Source organism: Helicobacter pylori Shi112 (assembly GCF_000277405.1).
GTDB classification, from domain to species: domain Bacteria; phylum Campylobacterota; class Campylobacteria; order Campylobacterales; family Helicobacteraceae; genus Helicobacter; species Helicobacter pylori_C.
Genome location: NC_017741.1, coordinates 962,495 through 983,969, shown reverse-complemented (window position 1 = coordinate 983,969; position 21,475 = coordinate 962,495). Strand labels below are relative to the sequence as shown.

The following is a 21,475-nucleotide window of genomic DNA, read 5'->3' as shown; positions in this document are numbered from 1 at the left end:
GGCTTGTTAAAAATGGGTTTGATGATACCATTAAAAAGCATAGCGCATACCAATATTTCCGGTAATATCAATATCTTTATAATCAAGCCCAAACCTAGCCCCTATGCCGGCATTCACATAAAAGGTTTTGAATAGCCTTATCTCCCCGCCTGTGATAATGCTAGCAAAAGTGTTGTATCTGCCGCCATCTCTATAGCTTAGGGTGTTATTACCGATGAAACGCACCATTTTATCCCCCATAGAATTGATAAATAAATCTCTGCCCACATCCGCAATCACAAAATAATAAGAGTTTTTATTGAAATAATGCCGACTTTCTAGGGCAAAATTAATCGTTAGAACGGATTTTTTATTAGGGTCAGCATTGGCTCTGAATTGGTTGTAAATAGGATCATCCATAATGCCCCTTAAACCAGACAAACCAATGTAATAATAGGCTAAGCCTATTTGAGGTTTAAAAATAACGCTTTTATCTTTAAACATGAAATCATAGCCGTAATTGATTTTAGCGTCAGTCGTCCAAGTGTCGTATTTGTAAGACTGATTGATGATTGAGAGTAGGGAGTCATAAGAGTTGATGAAAGTCTTATTGTATCCCCAAGTCTCATTCAAGCTCATCGTTAATTCGCTTCTTTTGATAAACGCTCGGCTATAAACACCCATATTGACATTGCTAGAGCCTGATTGGGTGATGTTTGCATGAAACCCGCTATACCCATAAGCGGCATAACCCCCCACAATCACGCCCTTAATAAACCTGTCATACCCTATATTGATACCATATAAAGTCCCAGTGCCTCCATTAATAAAACTAGCCCCTCCAACTCCTGTCGCCCACACATTATTTTTAACTCTGTTTCTTTGAGAGTATTTTAAAATCACATCCATAGCGTTAGGGATCGCATCAGCGAATCGCTTGTTTTTAAGGGCTTCTAAACGCTCATGGAAATCAGCGCTAGCAAAGGTTGAAGTGTCAGAGAGCTTGGCTAAACGGCTCATTTGCTGCGTGTAGGTGTTGATCTGTAAAATATTAGTGGCGTCATTTTTAAAATCAGGGTTAGCGATGACTTCTAAAGTGTTAGCAATGTCTCCAGCGATCGTGGTTAAATCTTTTGTGGAATGGCTTTCTAAATAATAGGGAGCGAATAAAGGACTTCCCTTAGTTTCAAAGATTTTATTGAGCCAATTAATCGCTTGAGTGCCTCCAGCTTGATCAATGCTATCCACGCTTTGAACGCCCTGAATTTGAGCGATATATTGTTTTAAAGTGGGGGCTTGTAGGTTATTGATAGGATCATTAGAAACAGCGATTTTCACTTTATTATAGAGAATAGAAGTGTAAATGTATTGATTTTGAGAATCTTTAAAGCCTACAATTAAACCGCCATCTTTAATACTCACGGCTTGCCCGTTATAAGTTAAGCCGTTGTCAGTCATCACCATGCGCTTGCCATTAATGTCAATGAGCGTGTAAAGCTTAAGGTAATTATCTAAACTGCTGCCTCCTGTGATTTGGTCGTTATACCCGTAATAAATGGCCTTAGCGCTATCAATGAGCGTGTAAGTGCCTGTTTCTTTTGAAGAAGTGTTGAATTGGATTAAAGGGTTATTGTTATTAGCCATAATCGTCGCTGCGCCTTGAGCGTTGATAATAGCATGGCTAACTGAATGGCTGAGATTAAACACCAAATCGCCATAACTATTAAAATTCCCCATGACATTCAAACCACTAGCGTTAGTGCTTAAAGTCGCTTGTTGGTTTAAGGTGAAATCACCATTAATGTTAGCTGTAGAGTTAGAGGCGTTGTTAAAAGCGTTAGCGATCGTTAAATTATTGGCTTGCAAGGTCGCATTTTCATTAAGATTGAGCGTGCCTATAACGCTATTATTTTTTACTTGAGACAAATCAATAGCTCCATTAGAAGCGATTGTGCCTAAGAAAGTGAAGTTGTTAGCGCGCACGCTTAAAGATTCGTTAGTGGGGGTTACGCTAGAGTTTGTAGAAGAGCTGTTTTTTGTTGTGGGGCAATTGGCTAAATTAACACAAATTTCCCCTTTTTGAACGCTCACATTATTCAAACCCGCATTAAGGCTTAAGCCATTAGTGGCGTTTAGGGTTGTGATATTGATATTAGAAACGCCATTAGAAGCAAAAATCAATGCGCCTTGATACTTGCTAAAATCAATCGTATTATCGCCATTAAAAATAATAGACTTGTTAGCAACAAAATTCAAACTGCCCCCTGTAGCGTTGCTAAAAGAGCTATTATTGACAAAAACATAGCCATTGCTTAAAAAGTTAAAATACCCTTTTTGCCAAAAATCATGCAAGCCTCTAGGCGATAAAAGAGCGCCTAAATCGTTTTCTTTGAGTGCATTTTGTAAAGAGAGCGGCAACACGCTCCCCAAACCTTGATTATAAACGCCGCTTAACCCGCCTTGAGAAATAATATTATTAATGATATTGCTCACTAAACCTTGACTTTCTAGCTTTTTAACGACATCTTGTCCTAAAAACTCGTTCAACAAGTCGTTCGCCACCACACCAATGTCTTTTTGCAGGCTTGTAGGAGGATTAGTAATGTCTTTTAAAATCACGCTTAAAATAGAGCTTAATTCAGAAGCGTCTATATACCCACCGATAAAATTCAAAAACCCTTTATCGTCTAGCATGCTTTTTAAAGACTGCTTAGCAAGGTAGTTTTCTATGATTGATGGGGTAACAAAATTACCAAAAATGCTTAGTTTTTTACTGATAATATTTTGGATTGCATTCATGACTCCACTATTATTCAATAAATTATCTAAATTATTTTGACCTATAAGTTGGCCTAAGGTTTCATTTTGCAAGCTAGTGGGCAATTCCTTACTCAAAGGGCTTAGAGCGTTTTCTACAAAGTTCCCTAAACCGCCGGCTTGCTTGATTTTTTCCATAGCCACTTGACTGAGAACATTCGCTAAATTCCCTTGATTAAAGATTTTATCAATCCCTTCTTGACCTAAAAGATTAAAGATATTGTCTGTGGCTTGAGCTTCTATGTTAGCTTTATCCAACACTAAGTTATTAGCGCTTTGAAAGGTTACATCCGCACTCCCTCCGCTTTCAAAGGCGTTAGCGCTTCCAAGCGTTCCAGTGATATAAATGCTTTTAGCTTTAAAATCAGCGTTGATGTAGCCTAAATAGGGGGAAGTTGAGCCTAATAATTGCCCCAAGTAAGTGTTTCTAAAAGAAGAACAAGTGGCGCTATCTAGCGCGCAAGGACTGCTATAACCATTGCCCCCAAACCATATAGAGCTAGTAGAGTTTGTAACATTATCTTGAGTAGCGCCTATAACGAGATTCCCATTATTAAAGGTTTGATTGATGTTGTCAGTCAAATGGTTGATGGTTTCTAGGAGCGCTTGCTTTTGCACTGGGGTGATCTTAATCTCATCTAAGAGTTGCAACACTTCATTGATGTTAGTGATATTGTCTAATTGATTGGATTCAATCATTTCTTTTAAGGTAGCGGAATTTTGAGAAAGGATCCCTAAAAGCGTTTTTAAATTCCCACTAGAAAAACCCTTATTATAGATATTCAAACTATTCAAAGGCTGGTTAAACGGGCTATAAGTGCCTGGGGTTTGAGGCGTTTGAGAGCCTTTAGGGGTGAAAAGACCTTTAATATTGCTTGTCAAGTAATAAGTGCCTGTTTGGTTATCGCTATAATCATAGCTATAACCGGTAGGATTTTGCTTAGAAGCTTGGTAATTATAAAGCTCAGGAGCGATATTAAAAATAGTGTTAGAAGCCGAGTTAGGGTTATTTAAAACTTCTATGGTTAAATCCCCATTTTTAATGCTCTCTTGAATGATTTGAGAAGAATTGAGAGGGTTTATAAACGACCAAGTTTGAATGTTATTATTGTCGCTATAGGTAGCGTTTTGGATTTTCATGCCATAAAAAAGGATTTTTTCATAGCCATTAGCCCCACTAATGCCAGTAATGCCTTTTTGAGCGTTTAGGATGTTGTAGGTTACAGATTTTGTAATGTTGTCAAAAATATTGATGTCAGATAAATTAATATCCCCATTATTCCCTAAAACAAACTGCCCGCTAACGCTCATTAAAGCCTTAGTCAAAGAGGGCGCATAACCATTAAAATTTAACGCCCCATTAGCCGTAAGGTTATTAAAACTCAATGAGCTTGCACTGTCAAAATTAAAGCTTGCTGTATCAATAGTCGTGTTGCCTCCAAAATCAGCCTGGCTTGCGCCTTGAAAATTGATATTAGCGTTTAAAGAGCTTGTGTTATTAGCCGATAAAACGCTATCGTCTAAATTGATAGTGGTGTTGTTTGAAAAACTACCACTAGAAGCGTTGAGTTTGCTGTTAGCGTTAAGACTGAGTATCCCACCATTAAAAAAGAGGCTATTAAAGGTTGCTTGACTCCCGTTATAAATATTGAGACTCGCTTGATTGTTAAAAGCGCTTGCACCATTGGCATTCAAGACGCTTTGATTGTCTAAGCTTAAATTAGAATCATTATCAAGCGTTAAAGAATTTTTAAAAGTGGCTTGACTTTTATTGCCAAGCGTGATATTGGCGTTGTTTTGCAAGGTTGTATCGCCATTAAAGTTCAGCAAACTTTGAGAGCTGAGCGTAAAACTCGTGTTGCCTAAAAGCTGTGTGGTAGCGTTAAAATTGCTTGTCCCCCTAGAATACAAGACATTAAAAACCGCTTGCGTGTTGTTGAAAATAAGGCTATTAGCCTGCAAATTATAAACCGCTCCCCCATTCAAACGAGAATTGTTAAAGCTTAAAGAATTGGTGGCATTAGCGCTGATCACGCTTGATCCTCCAGGGTTTGTAAAGCCGCTAAACGAAGCGTTAGAAAACGAAATATTCTTAGCACTAAAACTGAATTTCCCCCAAGTCATATCGCTAAAGCTGGAATTAGTTACGCTGATATTGTTTGTAGCGTCAAAAGTGGCATAGGAATGCTGACTAGCCCCCGTTTGAATCATTTTAGTAACGGTTTCAGCGTCATTATAATTCAAGCCATCCATAGTGATATTATCGCTTGCTTTAAAGGTAATGTTCGCTCCCCCACCATCAGAGCCTGAAACGCCTTCACCGGTTTTAAAATTATTGGTCAAGTAGATGTTAGCCGCATTAAAAGTTCCAATGATATAGCCAAAGCCTCCATGCCCTATCCAAATCAACCCATTATCATTCACGCTCTCTGTGTTATTCCCTATGATCAAAGCGCCATTTTGGATATTCACGCCAAAACTTCTTCCTAACAAATTGGCTGTATAAGTGCTGAGCGTGTTGCCGCTTTGACCGCTCTGTCCTGAAAGATTGGGATCAATATAATAAACGCCTTGTTTTGAGTAAGTTTGATTTTGAAGCCAATAAACCCCATTCCACACATTCGTTGTGGGTAAATTTTGAGTAGGGGGTGAAACTTTATTAGGAGGAGTGTTTTGCGCTGTGTGTTTTGTGGGTGTAGGGCTTGGTGTAGGGCTTGCAGGCTTAGCGTTAGCTATCGCTTTATCCAAACTCTCTTGCTCGCTATTAAAAGTCTTTTCTTCGTTTTGTAAGGTTTGTAAATCTTGTTGCTCTTTGCTTTGGGCTTGATTGAAAGCTTGTTCGTTAAAGCCTGTTGTGGCGTTGGCTAATTGTTGGAGCTTGTCTAAATCTCCTTGTAATGTTTGTTTGTCTTGAGCGATTTGTTGGCTAGTGTTTTCTAAATTCTGAGCGTCTTTTTTAATAGTGGTGTTTTGATTGTTGGTGTAGCTTGTATCACTGCTTGCGATCTTATTATCACTAGTAGCGTTCTTTAAAGCGGTTTGGGAGCCACTCAAGTCTTGTTGGTAGGTTGCTTGGGCTTTGGCTTGTAAATCATCCCCTAAAAATTGGGTGGTAATGGACTGATTGTTAAAGGTTTCTTGTAAGGTTTCATCTTGCCCGTTAATGTCAAAGGTTACATCATAAGTGTTACTGCCCACTTCAACATGGCTTATAGCTTTATCGCCCTTATAGTTGATCAAATCCCACAAATAACTTTGATAAACCCCATATTGGATGGTTGCGTTTGTGGTGAGAATGTCATAGGTTTGATTGGCATTAAGGGTTTGATTGAGGTTAAAAATCGCACCAGAACCAAAAGACACACTGCCTTTAAGGCTAGCAAAAGGCGAACTTGAGTTTAAAGTGTTAGCGCCTGAAAAACTCACCTTGCTTGTATTAAAGCTATAAGTCCCTTGATTGAAGGTGTCGTTATTGAAGCTGGCGTTGTCGGTAAAATGATAAGTCCCTTGATTGAAATTGCTGTTATTAAAAGTGGATTGAAGGCTATTAAAGTTGTAAGTCCCTTGATTGAAAGTGCTGTTGTTGAAGCTTAAGTTAGCGCTGTTACTAAAGTTATAAGTCCCTTGATTGAAGTTTGTTTTGTTAAAGGAGAGATTGCTGTTAGTCCCATTCCCACTGAAACTAAAGCCCCCATTGGTGTCATCTGTAAAACTAGAGCCGCTCACATTGATGTTAGAACCACTGAAATTCATGTAAGAGTGCTGTGTTCCTGCATCGCTATTATCAAAGCTGGCTTGATTGATAGTGATATGGTTAGTTGCATTAAAATTGAGAGTGGCCCCACCGCCAGTAGAAAATGAGTTGCCGGTTGTGATACGGCTAGAATTAAAATTAATCGTTTGAGCGTCATAAGCACCTGTGATATACCCTACATCACCCCCATTAACACCCGTGCCTCCAAAGCGGATATTCCCTCCCACATTAAGCGTGCCATTATTGAATTTTTGCGTGAAACTAGCCCCACCAGGGCTATAAGTGGTAAGGGTGTTTAAATAGTAAGTCCCAGAGCCTTGAGTGCTGCTAAAAAGGCAATAAGAGTTGTGCGTGGGGGAATTAGAACCGCTTTCAATATTGTCATGATAACTCCAAGACGACCATGACCAATAACGGCACTCGCTAGCCCTTAGGTGGGATAATCCCCCCAACGCTCCTATCAATAAAACCGAAGCTTTTAAAAAAGATTTGTTTTTATTAAAAGGCTTTTTAACGGATTTTGTTTTTTTATGGCGTTTTAAGGGCTTTTCACGCTTCAAGATTTGATTCAATTTGAAAATTTTCTTTGAGATCTTATTTAATTTGAAAGATCCCTTTGAAATAAACTTAGAAATCAATCCAGCCTTTTTAAACGCCATTTAAACTCCGATCGTTTTTATAAATCCCACATTATACAACTTGATGTTAAACAAGCTCAAAAAGATTCGCAAAATGACTTAATAATAATACATAAATTGCGCCATATCCACCAAACGATGAGAATACCCCCATTCATTATCATACCACCCCATGATTTTGACCATATTCTCTAGCGTGAAAGTCAAATCAGGCGCGATTATGACGCTGCTAGGGTTAGAAATGAAATCAGAACTCACCCTTTCTTTTAAATCTATCTCTAACACGCCCTTTAAAACCCCTTTGGAAGCTTTAATTAATAAATCATTGATGGGATCTTTGAAGGCCTTTTTTTCTAAAAACAAACTCAAATCTATCATGGACACATCAAGGCTAGGCACCCTCACGCTATGCCCATGCATTTTGTTTTTGAGGTTGGGTAAAACTTTATGCAAGGCCAGAGCGGCTTTAGTGGTGGTAGGGATAATGTTGCTTGCAGCCGCTCTTGAGCGCCGTTTGTCCAAAGGGTGGGCCAAATCAATGAGTTTTTGATCGCTCGTGTAGCTATGAATGGTCGTTAGCATGCCTTCTTTAATGCCAAAAGCTTTATCTAAAATCGCGCAAATGGGCGCGATAGCGTTAGTCGTGCAAGAGGCGTTAGAAACAATGGCCTGGTTTTGATAGAGAGAATGATTGACCCCATACACCAAAGTAGGGTATTGTTTTTCATCGTATTCGCCCATAAAGGGAGCGGATAACAGAACCTTTTTAGCCCCAAGCAAAAGATAATTTTCTAGCGTTTTAGGCTCTAAAAACTTCCCTGAACACTCTATAATAACATCCACGCCTTTCAAGTCTTTGATGCTATTAAAAACAGGGATTTCTAACGAGCCGATGATAAGCTTACCATTAGAATAACGCGCCTCTTTATTGAGCAGCCCATGCGCGCTGTCATGCTCTAAAAGATAAGCGAGGATTTCCCAATTAGCAGGGTCATTGATGCCTATCACTTCTAAGTGAGGGTTATCGCTACGCTCTAAAATCGCTCTTAAAACGCATCTCCCAATGCGGCCAAATCCATTGATAAAAATTTTCATCGTAACTATTATCCTATTTTCAGACTTCAATTTCAATTTTAGGGGGTTTTGTTTGGTATTTTACTACATTTTGCGCTATTATATTAGACCTAGCTGTAGGGTTAATTAAATTGTTTATTGAGTTGAAATTCAAGGAGTAAAACATGGCATTGTATGACAGAGCTAATTCTCGTAATGCGTATGCAGAGGATTCTTTATTGCAAGAAAGCGAGCTGGTGGGTTTTGTTAAAACGACTTACAAGTTCTTTGCAGGCAGTTTGTTACTAGCGACTATCGGAGCGTTATTAGGTTTGATGAATTTTCAAGCCGTAGTGCAGTATAAATGGGCGTTTTTTATCGCTGAAATTGCGGCGTTTTTTGGTTTGATGTTTTCTAAATCCAAACCCGGGTTGAATCTGTTCATGCTGTTTGCTTTCACTTCATTATCAGGGGTTACTTTGGTGCCTTTGTTGGGTATGGTGATTGCAAAAGCTGGTTTAGGAGCGATTTGGCAAGCTTTAGGCATGACGACTATTGTTTTTGGTTTGATGAGCGTGTATGCCCTTAAGACTAAAAACGACTTAGCGAATATGGGTAAAATGCTCTTTATCGCTTTGATTGTGGTGGTGGTGTGTTCGCTCATTAACTTGTTTTTGGGTAGCCCCATGTTCCAGGTTGTCATTGCGGGAGCGAGCGCGATTTTATTCAGTCTTTATATCGCTTATGACACCCAAAACATCGTTAAAGGCATGTATGATAGCCCCATTGATGCAGCGGTGAGCTTGTATTTAGACTTTTTGAATGTCTTTATTTCTATCTTGCAAATCATTGGTATTTTTTCAGACAGGGATAAATAGTTTGAAAAAATAGGGGGGGACGCCACGCAAAAACCTAATAAAAAATATTCTAAAATATTGATAACGCTTGATATTCTTTCTTTAAGGATCAGTTATGCCTAAACGCACCGATATTTCCAACATTCTACTGATAGGCTCAGGCCCTATTGTGATCGGGCAAGCTTGTGAGTTTGACTACTCAGGGACTCAAAGTTGTAAAACCTTAAAATCTTTAGGTTATAGAGTGATCTTAATCAATTCTAACCCGGCCACCGTGATGACTGACCCTGAATTTTCTCATCAAACTTATATCCAACCCATCACCCCAGAAAATATCGCCGCTATCATCAAAAAAGAAAAGATTGACGCTATTTTACCCACAATGGGCGGGCAAACCGCTTTGAATGCGGTCATGCAAATGCACCAAAAGGGCATGTTAGAAGGCGTGGAGCTTTTAGGGGCTAAGATTGAAGCGATTAAAAAAGGCGAAGACAGGCAGGCTTTCAAAGAAGCGATGTTAAAAATCGGGATGGATTTGCCTAAAGGGCGTTACGCTTATAGCGAATTAGAAGCCCTAGAAGCCATTAATGAAATTGGCTTTCCAGCCATTATTAGAGCGAGTTTCACTCTGGCTGGTGGGGGGAGTGGGGTCGCTTACAATATTGAAGAGTTTCAAGAATTGGCTAAAAACGCCCTGGACGCTTCGCCCATTAATGAAATTTTGATTGAAGAGTCCTTATTGGGGTGGAAAGAATATGAAATGGAAGTCATACGAGATAATAAGGATAATTGCATCATTGTGTGCTGTATTGAAAATATTGACCCCATGGGCGTTCATACCGGCGATAGCCTCACCATCGCTCCAAGCTTAACCTTAACCGATAAAGAATACCAACGCATGCGCGATGCGAGCTTTGCGATTTTAAGAGAAATTGGCGTGGATACGGGCGGGAGCAACGTGCAGTTTGCTATCCACCCAGAGACTTTAAGAATGGTCGTGATTGAAATGAACCCGCGAGTGAGCCGCAGCTCCGCATTAGCTTCAAAAGCGACCGGGTTTCCCATTGCAAAAGTGGCTACCATGCTTGCGGTGGGTTTTAGCTTAGATGAAATCCAAAACGATATTACCAACACCCCGGCGAGTTTTGAGCCTAGTTTAGATTATATCGTGGTGAAAATCCCTCGCTTTGCGTTTGAAAAATTTGCCGGTGTTTCTAGCACTTTAGGGACTTCTATGAAAAGCATTGGCGAAGTGATGGCGATAGGGGGGAATTTCTTAGAAGCCTTACAAAAAGCGTTATGCTCTTTGGAAAACAATTGGCTAGGGTTTGAATCGTTAAGCAAAGATTTAGAAATGATAAAAAAGGAAATCCGCCGGCCGAATTTCAAGCGCTTGCTTTATATCGCTGATGCGTTCAGGCTTGGCGTTTGTGTTGATGAAGTGTTTGAATTATGCCAGATTGACAGGTGGTTTTTATCTCAAATCCAAAAGCTAGTCAAAGCAGAAGAAAGCATCAATTCTAGCGTTTTAACGGACGCCAAAAAATTAAGAGGGCTTAAAAATTTAGGCTTTAGCGATGCTAGGATTGCCGCTAAAATCAAAGAAAATGAAAATTTAGAAGTGAGTCCTTTTGAAGTGGAATTAGCCAGAATGAATTTGCAAATCGCACCCCATTTTGAAGAGGTGGATACTTGCGCGGCGGAGTTTTTATCGCTCACGCCTTATTTGTATTCCACCTATGCCCCTAACCCTTTTCCCCCTATTGAAAACAAACAAGAAAAACAAGAAAAGAAAATCCTAATCATAGGCTCTGGGCCTAATCGCATCGGTCAAGGCATTGAATTTGATTATTGTTGCGTGCATGCGAGCTTTGCTTTAAAAGATTTAAACATCAAAAGCGTCATGCTCAATTGCAATCCAGAAACTGTTAGCACGGATTATGATACAAGCGATACGCTCTATTTTGAACCCATTCATTTTGAGTGCGTGAAGAGCATCATTCAAAGGGAGCGAGTGGATGGCATTATCGTGCATTTTGGGGGACAAACCCCTTTAAAACTCGCTAAAGATCTAGCTAAAATGCAAGCCCCCATTATTGGCACGCCTTTTAAGGTGATTGATGTTGCAGAAGACAGGGAAAAATTTTCCCTCTTTTTAAAAGAGCTTGACATCAAGCAGCCTGAAAATGGCATGGCTAAGAGTGTTGATGAAGCCTATAGCATCGCTAATGTGATTGGTTTCCCTATTATCGTGCGCCCTAGTTATGTGCTAGGCGGCCAACACATGCAAATTTTAGAAAATATTGAAGAATTGCGCCATTATTTAGAAAGCGTTACGCATGCTTTAGAGGTTAGCCCTAAAAATCCGCTCCTCATTGATAAGTTTTTAGAAAAAGCGGTGGAACTAGATGTGGATGCTATTTGCGATAGAAAAGAGGTCTATATTGCCGGCATTTTACAGCACATTGAAGAAGCCGGAATCCATTCAGGCGATTCGGCGTGCTTTATCCCTTCCACTTTAAGCCCTAAAATTTTAGATGAAATTGAGCGGGTGAGCGCGAAAATCGCTCTGCATTTAGGCGTAGTAGGGCTATTGAATATCCAATTTGCTGTGCATGACAACACGCTCTATTTGATTGAAGTCAATCCCAGAGCCAGCCGAACCGTGCCTTTTTTAAGCAAGGCTTTAGGCGTTCCTTTAGCGAAAGTAGCGACTAGGGTTATGGTGTTAAAAGATTTGAAAGAAGCCTTGAAGTTCTATGATAAAAAAAATATCGTGGGATATTCTAAAGGCGTTTATAAGCCTAAAATGCCTCATTTTGTGGCTTTAAAAGAAGCGGTTTTCCCTTTTAATAAACTTTATGGATCGGATTTGATTTTGGGGCCTGAAATGAAAAGCACCGGCGAAGTGATGGGGATTGCTAGATCTTTAGGGTTGGCTTTTTTCAAGGCTCAAACGGCTTGCTTTAACCCCATTAAAAACAAGGGGCTTATTTTTGTTTCTATTAAGGATAAGGATAAAGAAGAAGCATGCGTTTTAATGAAGCGCTTGGTTCAGTTAGGCTTTGAATTGTGCGCTACAGAAGGCACGCATAAGGCTTTGGAAAAAGCCGGGGTGGAGTCTTTAAAAGTGCTTAAAATCTCCGAAGGCCGCCCCAATGTCATGGATTTAATGATGAATGGGGAAATCAGCATGGCTATCAACACCAGCGATCACAAATCTCAAGATGACGCCAAACTCATTCGCGCTTCTGTGCTTAAAAACCATGTGAGTTATTTCACGACTTTAAGCGCGATAGAAGTTTTGATTTTAGCGTTAGAAGAAAGCTCTAAAGAAGACGAGTTGCTAGCCCTACAAGATTATTTAAAGTAGTTTGATGGCGTTAGTGTATCTGGCTCAAAGCGATACCACGATAGGACTGCTTTCTAAAGACAGCGAAAAACTCAACGCCTTAAAAAATCGCCCTAAAAATCAAAGCGTTTTAATAGAAAGCGCTGATTTTACCACCTTAAAAAGCCTGGTGCGCGCGCCCAACGCTTTTAAAAACCTCATCAGAAGAAGCGCTAAAACCACTTTTATTTATCCTAACTCTAAGGCCGTTCGTGTGGTTAGGGGCAGGCATGGGGATTTTTTAAAGCGTTTTAAAACGCTCTATAGCACCTCAGCCAACCTCACCCAATGCGCTTATGATAAAGAGATCGCTTCCAAGCTCGCTGATGTGGTTGTGAGCGATGAAAGGGGTTTGTTTGAAAGCTCTAGCTCTAAAATATTCAGGCTCTATAAAGATAAAAAAGTGAGAGTGAGGTAGAAAAGACCTTTCGCATTCTGCGCGTTTTGAAATAGGTTTTTGTGGGATTTTCCTAAAAGTTTATCATTTGTTTATCAAAAATGGCTAGCTCTTTTAAGGTGGTTGTAATATTTTTTTGACTACAATAACACCCTTATTTTTTAAGAAAAATTATTATAAGTAGGATTTTAAGAATGAATGACAAGCGTTTTAGGAAATATTGGAGTTTTTCTCTTTTTTTGTCCTTATTAGGAATGTTTGAATTGGAGGCTAAAGAAGAAGAAAAAGAAGAAAGAAAGACAGAAAGAAAAAAGGATAAAAAAAAGAACGCCCAACACACTCTAGGCAAAGTTACCACTCAAGCGGCTAAAATCTTTAATTACAACAACCAGACAACCATTTCAAGTAAAGAATTAGAAAGAAGGCAAGCCAACCAAATCAGCGACATGTTTAGAAGAAACCCTAATATCAATGTGGGTGGTGGCGCGGTCATGGCGCAAAAAATTTATGTGCGCGGTATTGAAGACAGATTGGCTAGGGTTACGGTGGATGGTGCAGCGCAAATGGGCGCAAGCTATGGGCATCAAGGCAATACGATTATTGACCCTGGAATGCTCAAAAGCGTGGTGGTTACTAAGGGGGCGGCTCAAGCGAGCGCGGGGCCTATGGCTTTGATTGGCGCAATTAGAATGGAAACTAGAAGCGCGAGCGATTTTATCCCTAAAGGTAAAGACTACGCCATGAGTGGGGCTGCCACTTTTTTAACCAACTTTGGGGATCGAGAAACCGTGATGGGCGCTTATCGTAACAATCATTTTGATATGCTTTTATATTACACGCATCAAAATATTTTCTATTATCGTGATGGGGATAATGCCACAAAAGATCTTTTTAGACCTAAAGCGGATAATAAAGTTACAGGAAGTCCTAGCGAGCAAAACAATGTGATGGCTAAGATCAATGGTTATTTGAGCGAAAGGGATACCTTAACGCTCAGCTATAACATGACCAGAGATAACGCTAATCGCCCCTTAAGAGCGAATTTTACAGGCACTTTTTTACCCTATTCTTGCGGTGATTTTAACGCTTTCCCTAACGAGAAAAACCCTAGCGATTGCTTGTTTGAAAATGACGCTAGTTTGTTTAAAACTTATAGCGTCAATTTAGTGCATAATGTGAGCTTGAATTATGAAAGAGAAGGGGGGAGTCGTTTTGGTGATCCTAAATTAAAAATCAATGGTTATACAAGCATTAGGAATGTCCAAATTGATCCGCTTTTTAGGCCTAACGATATAGCAACTATCATTCCTTTCACCCCAAACCCAGAACTTGGCGAAGAAAATGAATGCGTGGCGCAAGGGGGTATTTATGACGCTGCTAAACAAACTTGCTCCATCACTTTTAAAAGCCTTGGAGGGGGTTCTGTGGTGGCTAATAAAAATTTATTCATCATCAATTCCGGGTTTAATGCGAATGTGATCCACACCATAGATCATAAGAATGACAATCTTTTTGAATACGGGTTGAATTACCAAAACTTAACCACTTTTGATAAAGCGATCCCTAATAGCGAATTAGTCAAACCCGGCGATGCCCCTGATGCATGCTTAAGGGTTACAGGCCCTAATGATCCCAATATGAACGGGCGTTGCCAAAGGAATGGCGCTAGCGCGAATGTGGTTGGGGTGTATGCGCAAGCGAATTACACCTTACACCCTATGGTAACTTTAGGGGCAGGGACTCGTTATGATGTCTATACTTTAGTGGATAAAGATTGGCAGTTGCATATAACCCAAGGGTTTAGCCCTAGCGCGGCTTTAAATGTCTCGCCTTTAGAGAATTTGAATTTCAGGCTTTCTTACGCGTATGTAACCAGAGGCCCTATGCCTGGAGGTTTGGTGTGGATGCGTCAAGATAATTTGCGCTATAACCGCAATTTAAAGCCAGAAATTGGGCAAAATGTGGAATTTAACACCGAATACAGCAGTAAGTATTTTGATTTCAGGGCCGCAGGTTTTGTCCAACTGATCTCTAACTACATCAACCAATTTTCTTCAACGCTTTTTGTAACCAACTTGCCCGCACAAGATATTATTTATGTGCCTGGTTATGAAGTTTCAGGGACGGCTAAATACAAGGGCTTTTCTTTAGGCTTGAGCGTGGCGCGATCATGGCCTTCTTTAAAAGGGCGCTTGATCGCTGATGTGTATGAATTGGCTGCCACAACAGGCAATGTGTTTATTTTAACGGCAAGCTACACGATCCCACGCACTGGCCTTAGCATCACTTGGCTTTCACGATTCGTTACGGATTTGAGTTATTGCTCTTATAGCCCTTATCGCAACGGCCCTACGGATATTGACAGACGGCCTAGCAATTGCCCTAAAACGCCCGGGATTTTTTATGTGCATAAGCCCGGTTATGGGGTGAGCAGTTTTTTTGTAACCTACAAACCCACCTATAAGAAGCTTGAAGGCTTGAGTTTGAATGCGGTGTTTAATAATGTTTTTAACCAACAATATATTGATCAAGCAAGCCCGGTGATGAGCCCTGATGAACCCAATCAAGACAAATACGCAAGGGGCATGGCAGAGCCTGGCTTTAACGCTAGGTTTGAAATTTCTTATAAGTTTTAATAATGGAGCTAAAAATGAGGGTTTCATGGGTAGCGAGTTAATCAAAAATAAAACATTCTTTAGAAGTAACAAATATATGATTTTAATCCTTTCATTTTAAACCAATTTACAATGAAGGGTTACTTTTTGTGAAATAGGGTTGTGGATTTTAATTAATATTTTAATTTTATGTTATTTTTGATTATAATTATAATCTCAACAAAAAAGATCATACAATTAAAATTAGGGAGAGTTTAGTGAGGCAAGAAAAGTATTTTTTGACTTCTTCTTTATCGCTTTTATCGTTTTTATTATGTCCTGCAGAAGCTTTTGATTATCGCTTTAGCGGTCGTGTGGAGAACTTTTCTAAGATTGGTTTTAACAATTCTCAAATCAATACTAAAAAAGGGATTTATCCTACTGAAAGTTTTATAGATATTGTAACTTTAGCGCAAGTCAAAGTCAATTTACTCCCTAAAGGCACCGAAAACCATAGGCTCTCTGTCTCTTTGGGTGGGGCGATTGCAGCCATTCCTTATGATAAGACTAAGAACGATATTAACCAAGCTAACGGGAAGATTTTTGGCTCAATTGTAGAGAATTTCATTGGGGGCTATCATGGATACTTTTTTAATAAGTATCTTGGCCCTGCTTATGCGGGGACTTCTCAATCAGCGAGCTATCATGCAAGGCCTTATGTGGTGGATACCGCTTTTTTACGATACGATTACAAAGATGTTTTTGGGTTTAAGGCGGGGCGTTATGAAGCGAATATTGATTTTATGAGCGGTTCCAATCAAGGGTGGGAAGTGTATTATCAGCCCTATAAGACTGAAACGCAAAGGTTAAGATTTTGGTGGTGGAGTTCTTTTGGTAGGGGTTTAGCGTTCAACTCTTGGATTTATGAGTTTTTTGCGACAGTGCCTTATTTGAAAAAGGGAGGCAATCCTAATAACAGCAACGATTTCATCAATTATGGCTGGCATGGGATCACCACGACTTATTCTTATAAAGGTTTAGACGCTCAATTTTTTTATTATTTTTCCCCTAAAACTTATAACGCTCCTGGTTTTAAGCTGGTCTATGACACGAATAGGAATTTTGAAAATGTAGGCTTTCGCTCTCAAAGCATGATAATGACAACCTTTCCTTTATACTATAGGGGGTGGTATAACCCAGAGACAAAAACTTATAGTTTAGAAGACAGCACGCCTCATGGCTCGTTGTTAGGGAGGAATGGCGTTACTTTAAATATCCGCCAGGTTTTTTGGTGGGATAATTTCAACTGGTCCATTGGCTTTTATAACACCTTTGGCAATTCAGACGCTTTTTTAGGCTCTCACACGATGCCAAGGGGTAATAACACTTCCTATATCGGTAATGAAATCTCCGTAACGACTAGGCATGCCGGAATGATTGGCTATGATTTTTGGGATAATACGGCTTATGATGGGCTGGCTGATGCGATCACTAACGCTAACACTTTCACTTTTTACACTTCTGTTGGAGGGATCCATAAGCGTTTTGCATGGCATGTTTTTGGGCGTATCTCTCATGCGAATAAAAATGCGTTAGGGCAAGTGGGGAGGGCTAATGAATACTCCTTGCAATTCAATGCGAGCTATGCATTCACTGAATCGATCCTTCTTAACTTTAGGATCACTTATTATGGGGCTAGGATCAATAAAGGCTATCAAGCGGGGTATTTTGGAACGCCCAAATTCAATAACCCCGATTTTAGCGCTAATTACCAAGACAGAAGTTACATGATGACCAACCTCACGCTGAAGTTTTGATTTTCAATCACAGCAAGTTAAAAACACTCCAAGGCATTTTTTAAAATCTGAGTATAAAAGACTTTGCGCAAAGCTAGTTTTGTGAAGCGCCCAACCGCTAAAAACGATTGGGCTTCCTGATGTTGGGGGAGAGTTTGGTCTTGTTCTGTGTCCCTAATGGATTTTACAGAGCTTGAGCTCCAACGCATTAGCTCCATCATATCTATAAAGGCGTAACTTTGTGCGCTTCCTATGCTAGATGCAAATGTATGAGAGTGTTATAACAAATTAGCGGCATCCATTCCAATCGCTAAAGATGTTTGGGATTTCTGCTTGGGTGGTTTAAAAAGCGGTTTTTTTGGGTTAGGGGAACGCCTTTAGCGTTTGATCGCTTCACAAAATAAAAGAGCTTTGGAGTGCTTTAAAGCAAAATAACAGCTTTAATAAAGCGTTCTTTAGGGGGGTTAATTTGAGATAAGGATTTTTGTTGTTTTAAAGTGGGGGTTAAAAGGGTTCGTCAAAGCCTATAAAAGGCCTTTAAAAGGCCTTGAGCTTTTTTAGAAGGCGTAGCCATAGACCCAATACACGCTATAAGGGCGGAAGTATTTCACTTCAGCGCCGCCAGCTTTATAATAAGTGTTGTAAATCGTAGGGATTTGCACACCGATTTCTATAGAATGCTGGTTATGGCTTTTCAAGTCTTTTTTCAAGATACCAAAGTTCATGCGTAACCCCACATCAAACAAGAATTGGAATTTTGTCGCTGTAGGCCTGCTCGCAAGCTGAGGGCTATTTTTTAGCGTGCTGATGTAAGTATCCCCTGCGAGTTGGATCCCCCCAAAGAAGCCCGCATTAAGACTTCGGCTACCAAAAGAGCGGCTAAACACATTGTAAAGCACATCAGTCCCCACCCCATAAGTGAGCAAATTGACTTGATTGTAAGTAGGGCCATTACCCACGCCCGCGCCGTTATAGCTGAAGAAGCCGTAGTAGCGTAAGCCCACATTCTTGTTTTCTCCAAAGAATTGCTTATAACCGATTTTAGTGATAAACCCGTTAAACGCATTCACTTGAGAGCTGTTACCGGCAGCGAAATTCCCAAGCCATGGGTTAGCTTTAAGCTCGTTATTCAAAGCGCTAACTTTAGCCAAAGTGTTTGTGGTGTTGTTTAATAGCTGGGTAGAGTGCGTTTGATCAATATTCCCGCCATAGCTCACTTGATAGCCTGTTGAATTGCTGATGTTAGCGTTGTTGGCTAGCGTTAAAGCGTTTTGAGAAGTATTGACGATATTTTGCACCAAGCTAGTGAATTCCTTAGCGCTCAAATCATTCCCAGCGTTAGCAGAGTTGAAAACATGCTGCGCTAAAGCGGCGTCCAAAAACGCACCGGCAGCCCCGCCATTACCGCTTGGCCCCATAGTGATTGAAGCTTGCTTTAGGACATAAGCGATTTGTTGAGCGGTAACACCATTCCCATAAACTTGACTGGTGTTGTTTTGAAAAATCCCACCCGCTTGGTTATTGGCGTTTAAGAACGAGTTCATGTAAGCCAAATAAACGCTGGCAGTGTTAAGATTACTGAGCTGGTTGGAGAGGTTCGCGCTCGTGGTGTTGTTGTTGCCTTGAAAGATATTGTTTTTGAGGTCTTGACTCAAAGTTTTGATAGAGCTAACCATTTCGTTATAAAGACTCAGGTTACCTTGGAAACAAGGAGAATTATTAGTAGCAGCAGCAGTAGTGCCACTAGTGCTACCACTACCACTACCACATTGATGAATACTAGCAGTATTCAAAGTAGGATACAAATCAATCAAATTGCCTAATTGGTTCATGAAGAGGTTGCCTAAAGTCCCGGCGACATTGCCTCCTGTGCCTGCAATATTGATATTGGTGTTGTTTGTCGTGGTAGAGTTTAACAAGCCGGCTAATTCTTCGGCTTTGATTTTACCCGGGTTTTTCACTTGTTGGACCACCTGACCTAATTCATACCCAAAGGTCATAAAGCCCCCATCTTCTTCAGCGCCCACTTGATTGAAGCTCAAACTCAACGCTAGGCTTAAAGGGGCTAAGAATCTTACTTTTTGAGATTGTGTCATTAAATTTTCCTTAATCATTTTGAATGGCTTTAAATTTTGTTTCATATTTGTCTGATCCCCCCTTTCTTAGAATGAATACCCATAAGACCAATAAACGCTATAAGGACGGAAATACTTCACGGTAGTCCCTGCTGATTTGTAATAAGTGTTATAAATCGTAGGCACCACTACGCCAAATTCCACCGTGTGCTGGTTGTGGCGGTTGGATTTCCCACCCAACTTACCGAAGTTCATCCGCATACCAAAGTCAAAGAGGAACTGGAAGTGCGTGTTATTGACTTTCCCATGCAATTTCACATTGGGGTCATCTCTGAGCGTGGATTGGACGGTCTCACCGGCTAATTGGATACCGCTAAAAAAGCCCATATCCACAGAGCGGTTTTGATAGGAGCGGCTAAAGATGTTATACAACACATCAGTCCCCACCCCATAAGTGTATAACCCTACATTATTTTGAGTGGATCTAAAGCCCACGCTCGCTCCGTTATAAGAAAAGAAACCATAATAGCGCAAACCGATATTCCTTTTCTTCCCGAAGAATTGCTTATAGCCCACTTTAGTGTAAAACCCGTTTAAAATATTCGTTGAACGGCTGTTCCCGGCCCTGAATTGGGGCAAGTAGGGCATGCTCCTAACCTGATTGTTGAGCGCATTGATTTTATCCAAAGTTACTTGCGCGTTATAAAGAGCGTTAGAGAGCTGATTAGCGCGCCCTTGCACAGCGTTAGCTTGGTTGTTATCTATCCCAGCGTTATTAACCGCGCTCCCGCTAATGGGGTTTTTATTGAGTTCGTTATAAACTTTTTGGGATTGATCAATAATGCCTTGCACCAAACCTGTAAAAACGGCTGAATTGAATTCCTTATTCCCAATGTTGGCGGCTACGGCAGAGTTGAAAGCTTCTAAAAGCAATTCATCTTGCTTGAGCAAGTTAGCTGCGTTATTGAGAATATTTTGTTGGCCTTGAAGGTATTTAATAGCGTCTTGAGAGTAAGTTTGACCATTTGAACCAGTCGCACCACTAGCTCCATTAGTTCCATTTTTGGTCTCCAAAGCCTTATTCATCGCATTAAAAAACACATTCGCCGCATTCAAGTAGGTGAGCTGTTGTTGCATGTTGGGGAAATTGGTGTTCGTGCCGTAGTTAGTCTGGCTGCCGATCGTGCTTAAAACCCTATCAGAAAGGCTAGGGAGCCAATAATAGCCCGCAGCGGTGCAAGCGCTTTGAGTGTTAAGAGAATTGCCACCAGCCGTCCCTGCAGCCGCGCAAGTCCCACTGCCTACCGCACCCCCTAAAAGAGCGTTCGCAGACACATCGTTACCATTGAGTTTCTCTGGATACGCTCCTAAAAGCGAATAAAGGTATTGGGAGAAAGCGTTACTCAACGCCCCTGCGACATTGCCTCCGGTGTTGTTGTTTAAAATGTTGTTCGTTGTATCAGCGTTAAGCTCTCTTGCGAGTTCGTCTCTTTTAGTGCCGCCTGGGTTTTGGACATCTTGCATGACTTGCCCGAGCTGATAACCGACGGTGAAAAACCCTCCATCATCTTCGGCATAACTTATGCTAGCGCAAAGGGCTAGACTAAGAAACAGCGTTCTATTTTTCTTTATCATGATTTTCCTTATCAATGGGATGCTCCTTGATTGAGTTTAAATTTGGGATTTAAGTTACATCAGTAAATAACGTTTAGTAATACAAATTATTAGATGTAATTGTGATATTTTCACATAAGAAAAATTAAACTAGCCTTAAAAATCCCCTTAAAGACCCCTTATAAAGCAATAAAGTTACAACAATTGGAGCGCTTTTTACAAAAAAAAAAAAAAACAAGATTTCATGGGGGGATTAGCCTTAAATTTTTGGGGTTTTAAAAACGCTTTTTGGCATTTTTGGGTTTTTAAACTATAATCACGCCAACGCAAATAGTCCTTTTAAGTTATCTCTTTTGTTGTGAAAATTTGGAGCATGTTAGGGTTTGGGGTAATAGCGGGTGGTTACCCCGAAAGGAGATAACCAACTATGAAATTACTATTGGTAATCATAGTTTTAATGACCATCGCAACGCCATTATACTAAAATTTTGGCTCTAGCGCAAGCTAGAG

General features: G+C 40.3%; 9 protein-coding genes and 1 pseudogene. 6 read left to right on the top strand and 4 right to left on the bottom strand.

Annotation, left to right across the window (positions count from 1 at the left end; all coding sequences use genetic code 11):
• Positions 1–30 precede the first annotated feature (30 nt).
• Both HPSH112_RS04685 and gap read right to left on the bottom strand, forming a co-directional pair.
• On the bottom strand, positions 31–7,209 hold the full coding sequence (locus HPSH112_RS04685) for a vacuolating cytotoxin domain-containing protein (RefSeq protein ID WP_014662258.1): 7,179 nt from the start codon (positions 7,207–7,209) through the stop codon (positions 31–33).
• 78 nt (positions 7,210–7,287) lie between these two features.
• Positions 7,288–8,283 carry a type I glyceraldehyde-3-phosphate dehydrogenase gene (gene gap / locus HPSH112_RS04675; protein ID WP_000688624.1) on the bottom strand — a complete coding sequence of 332 codons (996 nt, stop codon included), beginning with the start codon at positions 8,281–8,283 and terminating at the stop codon, positions 7,288–7,290.
• 143 nt (positions 8,284–8,426) lie between these two features.
• Here gap and HPSH112_RS04670 point away from each other — a divergent pair, with 143 nt between their 5' ends.
• The 5 genes from HPSH112_RS04670 to hofG all read left to right on the top strand — a co-directional run bounded on the left by HPSH112_RS04670 (position 8,427) and on the right by hofG (position 17,297).
• Positions 8,427–9,119, top strand: coding sequence for a Bax inhibitor-1/YccA family protein (locus HPSH112_RS04670; RefSeq protein WP_001240275.1), 693 nt, complete (start codon positions 8,427–8,429; stop codon positions 9,117–9,119).
• A 94-nt stretch (positions 9,120–9,213) separates the two neighbouring features.
• The gene (carB, locus tag HPSH112_RS04665) at positions 9,214–12,471 is read left to right on the top strand and encodes a carbamoyl-phosphate synthase large subunit (protein WP_001126543.1); all 3,258 of its coding nucleotides are present in this window, start codon (positions 9,214–9,216) and stop codon (positions 12,469–12,471) included.
• Positions 12,472–12,475: 4 nt separating this feature from the next.
• Positions 12,476–12,907 carry an L-threonylcarbamoyladenylate synthase gene (locus tag HPSH112_RS04660; protein ID WP_001229979.1) on the top strand — a complete coding sequence of 144 codons (432 nt, stop codon included), beginning with the start codon at positions 12,476–12,478 and terminating at the stop codon, positions 12,905–12,907.
• Between the two features lie 173 nt (positions 12,908–13,080).
• Positions 13,081–15,522 carry a TonB-dependent receptor gene (locus tag HPSH112_RS04655; RefSeq protein WP_000998488.1) on the top strand — a complete coding sequence of 814 codons (2,442 nt, stop codon included), beginning with the start codon at positions 13,081–13,083 and terminating at the stop codon, positions 15,520–15,522.
• A gap of 236 nt (positions 15,523–15,758) precedes the next feature.
• Positions 15,759–17,297, top strand: a complete 1,539-nt coding sequence (hofG, locus tag HPSH112_RS04650) for an outer membrane beta-barrel protein HofG (protein WP_001248492.1) — start codon at positions 15,759–15,761, stop codon at positions 17,295–17,297.
• Between the two features lie 536 nt (positions 17,298–17,833).
• Here the strand turns inward: hofG and alpB are convergent.
• Both alpB and alpA read right to left on the bottom strand, forming a co-directional pair.
• The gene (alpB, locus tag HPSH112_RS04640) at positions 17,834–19,417 is read right to left on the bottom strand and encodes a Hop family adhesin AlpB (protein WP_000812605.1); all 1,584 of its coding nucleotides are present in this window, start codon (positions 19,415–19,417) and stop codon (positions 17,834–17,836) included.
• Positions 19,418–19,438: 21 nt separating this feature from the next.
• Entirely contained in the window at positions 19,439–20,986 is a 1,548-nt protein-coding gene (gene alpA, locus HPSH112_RS04635; RefSeq protein WP_000592486.1) for a Hop family adhesin AlpA, read from the bottom strand.
• Between the two features lie 114 nt (positions 20,987–21,100).
• Between alpA and HPSH112_RS08995 the strand changes: the two are divergent.
• Positions 21,101–21,281, top strand: a pseudogene (locus HPSH112_RS08995) (hypothetical protein).
• Positions 21,282–21,475: the final 194 nt, after the last annotated feature.